The 11,159-nt window shown below is 30.5% G+C and carries 11 protein-coding genes and 2 pseudogenes; 4 read left to right on the top strand and 9 right to left on the bottom strand.

The window, feature by feature from the left end; all coding sequences use genetic code 11:
- Window positions 1-310 precede the first annotated feature (310 nt).
- Window positions 311-1,174, bottom strand: coding sequence for a helix-turn-helix domain-containing protein (locus DW196_RS10575; RefSeq protein WP_118251234.1), 864 nt, complete (start codon window positions 1,172-1,174; stop codon window positions 311-313).
- Between the two features lie 109 nt (window positions 1,175-1,283).
- On the opposite strand from DW196_RS10575, the gene DW196_RS10580 reads away from it, so the two are divergent.
- The 4 genes from DW196_RS10580 to DW196_RS10590 all read left to right on the top strand — a co-directional run bounded on the left by DW196_RS10580 (window position 1,284) and on the right by DW196_RS10590 (window position 3,386).
- Window positions 1,284-2,579: an MFS transporter gene (locus DW196_RS10580; protein WP_118251235.1), complete on the top strand. Its 1,296-nt coding sequence runs from the start codon at window positions 1,284-1,286 to the stop codon at window positions 2,577-2,579.
- Window positions 2,536-2,694, top strand: coding sequence for a hypothetical protein (locus tag DW196_RS11420; RefSeq protein ID WP_158563573.1), 159 nt, complete (start codon window positions 2,536-2,538; stop codon window positions 2,692-2,694). The genes DW196_RS10580 and DW196_RS11420 overlap by 44 nt, the downstream gene beginning before the upstream one ends.
- Before the next feature lie 198 nt (window positions 2,695-2,892).
- Window positions 2,893-3,114: a type II toxin-antitoxin system RelB family antitoxin gene (gene relB, locus DW196_RS10585; RefSeq protein ID WP_118251236.1), complete on the top strand. Its 222-nt coding sequence runs from the start codon at window positions 2,893-2,895 to the stop codon at window positions 3,112-3,114.
- Window positions 3,114-3,386, top strand: a complete 273-nt coding sequence (locus DW196_RS10590) for a type II toxin-antitoxin system RelE/ParE family toxin (protein ID WP_079348668.1) — start codon at window positions 3,114-3,116, stop codon at window positions 3,384-3,386. Before relB ends, DW196_RS10590 begins: the two co-directional genes overlap by 1 nt.
- A gap of 71 nt (window positions 3,387-3,457) precedes the next feature.
- On the opposite strand, the gene DW196_RS10595 is transcribed toward DW196_RS10590, so the two are convergent.
- The 8 genes and pseudogenes from DW196_RS10595 to DW196_RS10635 form a co-directional block, all read right to left on the bottom strand.
- Complete coding sequence (locus DW196_RS10595) at window positions 3,458-3,667, bottom strand: helix-turn-helix transcriptional regulator (protein ID WP_118251237.1); 210 nt, start codon at window positions 3,665-3,667, stop codon at window positions 3,458-3,460.
- Window positions 3,668-3,833: 166 nt separating this feature from the next.
- Window positions 3,834-4,346 (bottom strand): annotated as a pseudogene (locus tag DW196_RS10600) (protein rep); the annotation flags it as partial.
- 244 nt (window positions 4,347-4,590) lie between these two features.
- The gene (gene mobV, locus DW196_RS10605) at window positions 4,591-5,853 is read right to left on the bottom strand and encodes a MobV family relaxase (RefSeq protein ID WP_000119405.1); all 1,263 of its coding nucleotides are present in this window, start codon (window positions 5,851-5,853) and stop codon (window positions 4,591-4,593) included.
- Between the two features lie 244 nt (window positions 5,854-6,097).
- Window positions 6,098-6,946 carry a streptomycin adenylyltransferase Str gene (str, locus tag DW196_RS10610; RefSeq protein WP_001258486.1) on the bottom strand — a complete coding sequence of 283 codons (849 nt, stop codon included), beginning with the start codon at window positions 6,944-6,946 and terminating at the stop codon, window positions 6,098-6,100.
- Window positions 6,947-6,953: 7 nt separating this feature from the next.
- A pseudogene (locus tag DW196_RS10615) lies at window positions 6,954-7,817 on the bottom strand (replication initiation factor domain-containing protein); the annotation flags it as partial.
- 1,472 nt (window positions 7,818-9,289) lie between these two features.
- On the bottom strand, window positions 9,290-10,666 hold the full coding sequence (gene tet(L), locus DW196_RS10625; protein ID WP_001574277.1) for a tetracycline efflux MFS transporter Tet(L): 1,377 nt from the start codon (window positions 10,664-10,666) through the stop codon (window positions 9,290-9,292).
- Window positions 10,667-10,669: 3 nt separating this feature from the next.
- Window positions 10,670-10,762 (bottom strand): tetracycline resistance efflux system leader peptide, encoded by a 93-nt coding sequence (locus DW196_RS11805; RefSeq protein WP_118251239.1) that lies wholly within the window; start codon window positions 10,760-10,762, stop codon window positions 10,670-10,672.
- 103 nt (window positions 10,763-10,865) lie between these two features.
- The coding region (locus DW196_RS10635; protein ID WP_233541957.1) for a protein rep at window positions 10,866-11,159 on the bottom strand (294 nt) is incomplete at its 5' end.

The following is an 11,159-nucleotide window of genomic DNA, read 5'->3' on the forward strand; positions in this document are numbered from 1 at the left end:
TTCACAAAGTGGGTGCCTCGATGTGTTGGTAGATGTGGTACTTCGTAAAATGGAGATTATGTCTACCACGAGGTTAAATAACTAGTCTTCGAAACTTTAGTTACTTCTATAGCTATACATTCAATTAATAAAATATATGTGCTTAATAAATTACGCATCAGCACCAGTCTTTGTGATAGTGATAGAAACTTTCCAACCTCTTTCCATGTTACTTCCTCCCTTCGTCTTTTAAATTTTTTAGTTGATAATGTTAGTTTACCTTTTAAAATCCTTATAAACCAAAAATGTCGCAAACGACATTTTTGGTCGTTTACGACATTTTCAATCTATAAGTATTAAAAAATAACTCTATTTCTTTTCCATATGATTCCATACCTAAATCATTCAATCTATCTATAGATTCAATTGATTTTTTTAGGTAGCATTCTTTAGGATTTAGTCTAAAATTTATTAAATTACGAAAAAAAATACTCATATTCTGATAAAAAAAATTTTCTGGTGTAGTTCGAATCGAATCTAAAAACGGAAAATATTCCAATGCAATTTCATCATCATTCTCTTCAATACAAGTCCCTATAAAATTTATAAGTATAACTTCTATTATATTTTTCTCTTTTGTAGAATAAATATTACTACTTTTAATTATAGAATTAATCAAGAAAATATTACTTTCCATCGGATATAGTGACAAAACATTAGCATATAAAGATAATTTAAACTCATCCCATTCTTCCATTCTAAATAATTCATCCTGTAAAATTTGTTTTGTATTATTGCTAATTAGTGACATATCATTATTTAATGTTGCCAGTGTAATATCTATTATAGACATAATAAATTTTTTGTTTTGATAAGTATTTGGAATCTTTATCCTGGCATATTCTTTTAACTTAATCATTTTTTTTTCGTCATTTTCAAAATATGCTTCAGTTATTTTAGGCATAATTTTTTCAAGATATTCAATATTTATTTTTGTTTTTTTTAATCGATTAAAAAAGTATGTTCGCTGAATATCGTTATTATCTAAAATTAAAATTAAGTCTTCTGCCCCTACTCTATGAATTCCTTTTTCAACTTTTGAATAGTAAGAAACTGAAAGTACTCCACGACTCATTTCTTTTTGAGTTAAGTTTTTTTCAAGTCTTATCTTTTTCAACAATTCTCCAACTTCCATTTAATAACCCACTTTCCCTATAAATAATGTCGTTTACGACAACTTTAACAAAAGAATTCTAAAAAAGATATAGTTAAATTACAAAATACATAGCAAAGGAGAAATAATTATGACTATCCTCTTTAAGAACTCTAAATTCGCAAAGCTTACTATTGGAAACACACTGTCAATCATGGGAGACTCTATATTTTATCTAGCTTTGGTAACATATGCTAGTAGATTAGATAATTTTCCTTTAGCTATTTCTTTAATAGCTATATCAGAGACTTTACCAACTTTATTTGAAAGTTATTTTGGATATCTCGCTGATAAAACAAAAAATAAAACAATTCATTTGCCTAATCTCGCGTTTATAAGAGCTATTCTATATTTGTCGGTTGGACTGATATTTTCTACTAATATGAATGCTTGGAATATAGTTTTTTTTACAATCATTATAAATTTTTTTTCTGACTTGTTCGGGATATATAGTAGCAGTTTAAAAATTCCTATTGTAAAAAATATCTGTAATGAAAAGAATTTAGATCAAGCATTAGGTATTACGAATAGCATTAATTATATTGTTAAACTCATAGCACAATTTACAGGTGCTGGAATAATCGTATTCCTTTCTTTTTCACAACTCGCATATCTAAATGCAATAATGTTTCTTTTGTCTGGAATAACATTTTTTTTACTATATAGAGAAATAAATAAAGAAGATGAAGCTGTACAAACATCTAAGAACTTTATTAATGACAAAAATTTCATTGAAACATTTAAATATGCATTAAATCAAATAAAATCTGAAAAAAAAATGTTCTCTACTATTTTTAAAATCGCCTTTATTAATGGAATCATAGCTTGTATTCCCCCTTTATTTGAAATTCTTGTTGCAAGTTACAACTATTTTATTATAGGAACATACAGTATTACTATTGCGATTATGGGAATATGTATATCTATATCTATTACTTTAGGTGGTCTTCTAGGAATTAAAATTTTCAAAAAAACCTCTTTAGATAATTTAATCTTATATTTCACCTTATTTTCTTTGTTGTTTTTATTTAGTACTTTTTATCATTCTATAATTTTTTTATTAATAAACTTCTCAGCAATGGCCTTTCTATGTGGTATCTGTTCACCAAAATTATCTGCATGGTTAATGAATAGCGTAGACCCACATATAATTTCATCTTCTGTAGGGATTATAAATACAATTTTAATGGTTTCTTCACCTTTAATGGTGATTATATTTACTTCATTTGTTAATATTTTTTCACTAAGAATTGCGATTATTTTTTTAACTTTTCTAATCTTAATTACTTTTATTTTTTCTATTATTAATTTCATTAAAGATAACAAGAAAGGAGGATATAGATATGGAAAAAGAATTTTTGGATATACTAAAAAATATAGAAGGTAATTTATCTAATAATGATATTTTACAAGAAATAGCTACAACATTAAACAACATTGAAGCTACTCTTACGAGTATTGAAATTGATATTTCTAACATTGATTCAACAATCAATACATAAATAAGTCATTTTAAATAAAGTATCCTATTTTTGATTTTAGCTATACCAGTTTGAAATCACAAAGTCAGTGCTTTGAGCCCAATGATATCAGCTACTTTGTATAATGGGATTTATGTTAACTATTATAAATTTGACTCCTTGTATACATTTGTAATACAATAAGAATGTAAAACAAATGTACACAAGGAGGTCTTTTATATGAGTACTGTTACATTTAGAGTTACGGATGAGGAAAAATCATTTATTCAATCTATGGCTGATTTAAATGGATTAAGTTTATCAGAATTGGCTAGGACTAAATTATTAGAGGGGCTGGAAGATCAAATTGATATGGCTTTATATGAAAAAGCAATGAAAGCTCATGAATTAAGTGACGAAAGTATCTCACATAAAGATATGCTTCTAGAATTAGGATTATGATGGATAAAAAATACACCGTTCGGTATGAAAAAAATGCTCAAAAATCACTAAAAAAGATGGATAAACATCAAGCTAGACTTATATTATCTTGGATTTCTAAGAACTTAGAAGGAACTGATTCTCCTCGAGCTCACGGAAAAGGATTAGTAGGTAATAAAAGTGGGCAATGGCGATATAGAATAGGCGATTATCGTTTGTTGGCAAACATAGATGATGATACTATAACGATTCTAGTTTTAGAAATCGGTCATCGTAGAGACATATATAAATAAAAGACCTCATAATTGTTGAGGTCTTTTTACTTCGTATAATATTTGATTATGTCTACCATGAGGTTAAATAACTAATTACTGTTTTTTTGATACTCTAATATATCTCCTGGTTGACATTCTAAAGCTTCACAAATAGATTCTAGTGTGTTAAAACGAATTGCTTTAGCTTTCCCTGTTTTTAAAACAGATAAATTAGCTGGAGTTATTCCTACTAATTTAGCTAATTCATTAGACGACATATTTTTTTTTGCCATCATTACGTTTAAATTTATTTTAATCATATCTTTTTCCTCCAATGGCTATTCTATATAGTTAATTCATTTTCTTCTTGTAATTTAATGCCTTGAGAGAAAAATAAACCAATTGTTAAAATTAAAATGCCAGGTGTTAAATCAAATAGATACCGTAAGGGATTTTATTCTTTATTTAAAACTTTGCAACAGAACCATTATCTTTATTATTTATTGTCACTTCCGTTGCACGCATAAAACCAACAAGATTTTTATTAATTTTTTTATATTGCATCATTCGGCGAAATCCTTGAGCCATATCTGACAAACTCTTATTTAATTCTTCGCCATCATAAACATTTTTAACTGTTAATGTGAGAAACAACCAACGAACTGTTGGCTTTTGTTTAATAACTTCAGCAACAACCTTTTGTGACTGAATGCCATGTTTCATTGCTCTCCTCCAGTTGCACATTGGACAAAGCCTGGATTTACAAAACCACACTCGATACAACTTTCTTTCGCCTGTTTCACGATTTTGTTTATACTCTAATATTTCAGCACAATCTTTTACTCTTTCAGCCTTTTTAAATTCAAGAATATGCAGAAGTTCAAAGTAATCAACATTAGCGATTTTCTTTTCTCTCCATGGTCTCACTTTTCCACTTTTTGTCTTGTCCACTAAAACCCTTGATTTTTCATCTGAATAAATGCTACTATTAGGACACATAATATTAAAAGAAACCCCCATCTATTTAGTTATTTGTTTGGTCACTTATAACTTTAACAGATGGGGTTTTTCTGTGCAACCAATTTTAAGGATTTTCAATACTTTAAAACACATACATACCAACACTTCAACGCACCTTTCAGCAACTAAAATAAAAATGACGTTATTTCTATATGTATCAAGATAAGAAAGAACAAGTTCAAAACCATCAAAAAAAGACACCTTTTCAGGTGCTTTTTTTATTTTATAAACTCATTCCCTGATCTCGACTTCGTTCTTTTTTTACCTCTCGGTTATGAGTTAGTTCAAATTCGTTCTTTTTAGGTTCTAAATCGTGTTTTTCTTGGAATTGTGCTGTTTTATCCTTTACCTTGTCTACAAACCCCTTAAAAACGTTTTTAAAGGCTTTTAAGCCGTCTGTACGTTCCTTAAGGAATTCCTTAGTGCTTTCATAGATTAAACTCACATCACGCTTTAAATCGCTTATTTTAGACTTTAAAGACTTGTTTTCTTCAAGCAACTCATTATAATCATTTACATTTTCATTAAATCGCTCTACAAGACCACTATATTTTTCTTTAACTTGCCCATGTTCTTTACTTAATTTTTTATATTCTCTCGCCATATCAGTACTCATGAGATTTCTAACATGCTGTTTTAACCTATCGTTATCTCTCGCAGCAGTCACTAAGTTTTTATAATCACGCTCCGATATAACAACATTTTTGGTTGGTTTCTTTTCTGTTTTCATTATTTCTTTTCCCAAACCAAACATGGACTTTTCACCCGTTGGCACTTCAACACTTTTCATGTGTCGTTTCGCTGGTACTTCTAAATCTGATTTAACTTTATCGCTATAAGCAGTCCATTCATCTTTTTTAACTGCTAAATTTTTTTCTAGAAAATCAATCTCTTTTTCCAAAGTTTGTTTTTTAAATTTAGCTGTCTCAATATGTTTACGGTCAGAGCCACGTTCACCACGCTTCAACTCAAAACCCTGTTTTTTCATATGCTCGGGGAATTTATCTTGTAGCCATAACAGTTCTTGACGATTAAACACATTTTTTCCTTGCAGTTTTCCATCACGCATAGGCACAACACCTAAATGCATGTGAGGGGTTTGCTCATCATTATGAACTGTTGCATAAGCAATATTTTGCTTGCCATATCGTTCGGAAAATAATTTATAACTTTCCTCAAAAAATCGTTTTTGTTCTCCTGGATCCAGTTGCTCAAAAAAATCTCGGTCAGATGTTACTAGCAACTCATTTACAAGAACAGCATCTTTCCTCGTTTTTCTTGTACCTGTTTTTTGTGATTCAATAATTTCTTTGACACGTTCGTTGTAATCAATATTTTTATCATTTTTCAAATCATAATTTTCACGTGTTCGCTCATGGTCAATATCATCATTCGTTCTACTTTTTCGCTCTCTTTGATTATGAAATTGCATGCCTTTTAGTCCAGCTGATTTCACTTTTTGCATTCTACAAACTGCATAACTCATATGTAAATCGCTCCTTTTTAGGTGGCACAAATGTGAGGCATTTTCGCTCTTTCCGGCAACCACTTCCAAGTAAAGTATAACACACTAGACTTATTTACTACGTTTCATAAGTCATTAATGCGCGTGCTCTGCGAGGCTAGTTTTTGTGCAAGCACAAAAAATGGACTGAATAAATCAGTCCATAAGTTCAAAACCAAATTCAAAATCAAAACAAAAGCAACCAAAAATGTGGTTGCTAATAAAATTAATTCTCATAATTATTACGAATAAAATTCTCAATATTTTTTTCGTAATTTGGATAGTTATAATTTCCTAAACAACTTACTTTATTTGAATAATATTTAAATAATTCACAACAAAGCTTAAAAGATTGGTATGTCTTTCTATATCCATTCATCTCAAAAGTAGCTAAAAGCATATTGAATTCTTTATCAGTTAAATATTTGTTTATAAACTTATAATTCTTTCCTAAACTAAAATCAAAACCCCTATTAAAGCCAATATACCAAGAAATCATTCTTAATAATTCAGGACGTAAAATATTATTGAAATGATCTAAAGCAAATAATATTTCTCTTCTAAAAACACCCTTTGCTACATACGTTGAGACACTCCAAAACTCATTACAGCAATCATAAAATTCTCGTTCTGTTGGTTTTTTTAACCAATAATTTGAGTCATCTGGAACAATTTCTTGAGTTACTAAATTATCTTTATCAACTAAAATTTTTACAAGACCATCAGAATCACTAAAATAACGATTTAAATCTTTTAAATTAATTAATGTAATATCCATTTTTATGCCATCTTTAAAATACATTATATAACTGTAACCATAATCTAAATCAGGTGGGAATAATTCCATATCTTCTGGTTTCTGTATAAACAATAATTCTCCAAATAAACTTAACCAACTTTCTTCATGTGTGAAATACTCAATATCTGATACGAAAAAAGCAAAATCATAATCTTGAAACTTATCTTTTTTTATATTTTCATTAGTTCTTGAACCCTCGAGAGCAATAATTTTTACATTGCTTCGTTGATAAGCAAATTCAGAAACTAAATTTAAAATTTCTTTTTCAGTCCTCATTGTTTTTTCACTCCCAAAATCTAAATTCACGATGCCAAAAATCAATCTGCTTTTGCAATTGTTTTTCGTTTTCTCGTAAAGTCAATTTCATTATTTCAGTTAAATCAATTGGAGATATTTCTTTGATTATTTTTTTATATTTATATTTAGTTCTCTTATTCAATTCTCCCCATTTGCCTTCTTCATGAATTAACATGTAAACCATTGCTTGTTCATTTAATTTTTCTGGCGAAGTCCAATCTGGTTTCAAGATATGTAAATCATTAAAACAATCATTCCAATAATCCACCATATCTCTTTTAAGTTCAATTTCTACACGCCATAAGTGTTCAGACATAACTTCAACATCTGCATTGTCTTTACGTTCTTGCTTTTTATTGTAAATTCTAATAAATCTATTGCTATCTCTCACACCAAAATACTTTGTTTCTGGTTTACCATTGCGACCGTAAAAAATAGTTTTCTTAACTGCTTTATCAGTCATTGCATAGTAATCACTCAAATCATCTTCAAAATCAAAAGCTAAATCTAATCTTGTAAAACCGTCATCTTCCATGTAGTCGATGATGTTCTGTTTTAACCAAATCATTTCTTCATGTGTAAGTTTATTTGGATTAAATTCAACACGCATATTACGTCTGTCCCAAGTATCTGCTTTCACTTTGTCATATTCGATATAAACTTTTTCTTGCAGTGCTTTAGCTTTAAATTTCGTTTGTAGTATATCCCAAAGTCTTATTTGAGGTTCAATACTCATAAATGACGATAGCTTTTGAGCGTTGTCACGACTGAGATTTCCAACTATTGTCATAGCGTCAAAACTTAATTTAGGATTTTGTGGGTGCACAGAATGCACTCCTAACCGGCTATTACCGGCTATTAGAGACGGCCGGTTTTTTTTGTGAGATTTCTGCAGCTAATTTTTCATCAATTTTCTTCATTTTTTATCGCTCCTAAAATAATTTTTGGAACGAAAAAAGGACAAATGGAATTACAAAAAAATTTGCTTTATCCATTCGTCCTTTTTTATTTTGTATTCAAGAGAAAAAATTGATATACTAAGTTTCGAATGAATAACAAGTGCGATTTGTTATTCCGGACGAGAACGTTGGTAGCGTTGCTCGTCTTTTTTTATGTCTTTTTTTCGTTAAATCTATTTTAAAACTAAATATATCTTAAAGCAAATAAATCTAAGGGGCTAAAAGCGCCCCTTAAAAACCCCTTACCTCTGAAAAGTTATGTGTTTCCTTTTCGTCGTTCAGCAAAGCTAATTTACTCAAAAAATAATGGCAAGGGTAAATACACTCGCTATGCTCGCCCTTGCAATATTTTATTTCGCAAATTTTAACGCATTTGCCGACGAAAAGATAAAACACATAAAAATATACGCAGATATATTTAAAACGTCTTAAAACGCAAATATGAGCTTCTAAGAGTGATTTAAATTCCAAAACTTATATCAAAAAAATTAAGTTCGTGTAACAGCAAGCACAGTCAAGGTATATCCCTTTGACAAAAAATAGCACATTCTCTATCGAAAATTTTTGCTTATTTTTTAAATTATTTTGGGAAATTTTCCCAATCCCTTTTTCTAACTCAAAAAATATAATCACTCAAAATTTAAAAGGGCGCACTTATACACCACTTTTCAAGTCGTATTATTTTCTTCGAAAAGCGTGCGCAAAAAACCCCCTTCGTCATTTTTGACAGGGGGCTTTTTGATGTAAAAATTTCTATCGAAATTTAAAAATTCGCTTCACTCATGTTATAAAGACTTAAAATAAAATAACTCTTAAAATCTTTAGGTAGTTGTTGCTTCAGTGTTTCTTCATTCGGTGTATCTTCCAAGTAAAGTATAACACACTATACTTTATATTCATAAAGTGTGTGCTCTGCGAGGCTGTCGGCAGTGCCGACCAAAACCATAAAACCTTTAAGACCTTTCTTTTTTTTACGAGAAAAAAGAAACAAAAAAACCTGCCCTCTGCCACCTCAGCAAAGGGGGGTTTTGCTCTCGTGCTCGTTTAAAAATCAGCAAGGGACAGGTAGTATTTTTTGAGAAGATCACTCAAAAAATCTCCACCTTTAAACCCTTGCCAATTTTTATTTTGTCCGTTTTGTCTAGCTTACCGAAAGCCAGACTCAGCAAGAATAAAATTTTTATTGTCTTTCGGTTTTCTAGTGTAACGGACAAAACCACTCAAAATAAAAAAGATACAAGAGAGGTCTCTCGTATCTTTTATTCAGCAATCGCGCCCTTTAATGGAACAAAAAGATTTGAATTCCTGTTATAAAAAAAAGGATTAATTTTGAACTCTCTCCCAAAGTTGATCCCTTAACGATTTAGAAATCCCTTTGAGAATGTTTATATACATTCAAGGTAACCAGCCAACTAATGACAATGATTCCTGAAAAAAGTAATAACAAATTACTATACAGATAAGTTGACTGATCAACTTCCATAGGTAACAACCTTTGATCAAGTAAGGGTATGGATAATAAACCACCTACAATTGCAATACCTGTTCCCTCTGATAAAAAGCTGGTAAAGTTAAGCAAACTCATTCCAGCACCAGCTTCCTGCTGTTTCAAGCTACTTGAAACAATTGTTGATATAACTGTTTTGGTGAACGAAAGCCCACCTAAAACAAATACGATTATAATTGTCATGAACCATGATGTTGTTTCTAAAAGAAAGGAAGCAGTTAAAAAGCTAACAGAAAGAAATGTAACTCCGATGTTTAACACGTATAAAGGACCTCTTCTATCAACAAGTATCCCACCAATGTAGCCGAAAATAATGACACTCATTGTTCCAGGGAAAATAATTACACTTCCGATTTCGGCAGTACTTAGCTGGTGAACATCTTTCATCATATAAGGAACCATAGAGACAAACCCTGCTACTGTTCCAAATATAATTCCCCCACAAAGAACTCCAATCATAAAAGGTATATTTTTCCCTAATCCGGGATCAACAAAAGGATCTGTTACTTTCCTGATATGTTTTACAAATATCAGGAATGACAGCACGCTAACGATAAGAAAAGAAATGCTATATGATGTTGTAAACAACATAAAAAATACAATGCCTACAGACATTAGTATAATTCCTTTGATATCAAAATGACCTTTTATCCTTACTTCTTTCTTTAATAATTTCATAAGAAACGGAACAGTGATAATTGTTATCATAGGAATGAGTAGAAGATAGGACCAATGAATATAATGGGCTATCATTCCACCAATCGCTGGACCGACTCCTTCTCCCATGGCTACTATCGATCCAATAAGACCAAATGCTTTACCCCTATTTTCCTTTGGAATATAACGCGCAACTACAACCATTACGAGTGCTGGAAATGCAGCTGCACCAGCCCCTTGAATAAAACGAGCCATAATAAGTAAGGAAAAGAAAGAATGGCCAACAAACCCAATTACCGACCCGAAACAATTTATTATAATTCCAAATAGGAGTAACCTTTTGATGCCTAATTGATCAGATAGCTTTCCATATACAGCTGTTCCAATGGAAAAGGTTAACATAAAGGCTGTGTTCACCCAGTTTGTACTCGCAGGTGGTTTATTAAAATCATTTGCAATATCAGGTAATGAGACGTTCAAAACCATTTCATTTAATACGCTAAAAAAAGATAAAATGCAAAGCCAAATTAAAATTTGGTTGTGTCGTAAATTCGATTGTGAATAGGATGTATTCACATTTCACCCTCCAATAATGAGGGCAGACGTAGTTAATAGGGTTAATGATACGCTTCCCTCTTTTAATTGAACCCTGTTACATTCATTACACTTCATAATTAATTCCTCCTAAACTTGATTAAAACATTTTACCACATATAAACTAAGTTTTAAATTCAGTATTTCATCACTTATACAACAATACGGCCCGTTTGTTGAACTACTCTTTAATAAAATAATTTTTCCGTTCCCAATTCCACATTGCAATAATAGAAAATCCATCTTCATCGGCTTTTTCGTCATCATCTGTATGAATCAAATCGCCTTCTTCTGTGTCATCAAGGTTTAATTTTTTATGTATTTCTTTTAACAAACCACCATAGGAGATTAACCTTTTACGGTGTAAACCTTCCTCCAAATCAGACAAACGTTTCAAATTCTTTTCTTGGTTCTGTTGCAAAGTTTTAAATAAAGAATAAAATCCCTTACGGTATCTATGATTTAAGCTGGGATT

This window comes from Vagococcus sp. AM17-17 (assembly GCF_003471765.1).
GTDB lineage: Bacteria > Bacillota > Bacilli > Lactobacillales > Vagococcaceae > Vagococcus > Vagococcus teuberi.

Excerpts from the sequence above, each read along its gene's own strand:
- DW196_RS10575 (WP_118251234.1), bottom strand. The coding sequence starts at position 1,174 with ATGGAAGTTGGAGAATTGTTGAAAAAGATAAGACTTGAAAAAAACTTA.
- DW196_RS10580 (WP_118251235.1), top strand. The coding sequence starts at position 1,284 with ATGACTATCCTCTTTAAGAACTCTAAATTCGCAAAGCTTACTATTGGA.
- DW196_RS11420 (WP_158563573.1), top strand. The coding sequence starts at position 2,536 with ATGGAAAAAGAATTTTTGGATATACTAAAAAATATAGAAGGTAATTTA.
- relB (WP_118251236.1), top strand. The coding sequence starts at position 2,893 with ATGAGTACTGTTACATTTAGAGTTACGGATGAGGAAAAATCATTTATT.
- DW196_RS10590 (WP_079348668.1), top strand. The coding sequence starts at position 3,114 with ATGGATAAAAAATACACCGTTCGGTATGAAAAAAATGCTCAAAAATCA.
- DW196_RS10595 (WP_118251237.1), bottom strand. The coding sequence starts at position 3,667 with ATGATTAAAATAAATTTAAACGTAATGATGGCAAAAAAAAATATGTCG.
- mobV (WP_000119405.1), bottom strand. The coding sequence starts at position 5,853 with ATGAGTTATGCAGTTTGTAGAATGCAAAAAGTGAAATCAGCTGGACTA.
- str (WP_001258486.1), bottom strand. The coding sequence starts at position 6,946 with ATGAGGACTGAAAAAGAAATTTTAAATTTAGTTTCTGAATTTGCTTAT.
- DW196_RS11805 (WP_118251239.1), bottom strand. The coding sequence starts at position 10,762 with ATGAAGTGTAATGAATGTAACAGGGTTCAATTAAAAGAGGGAAGCGTA.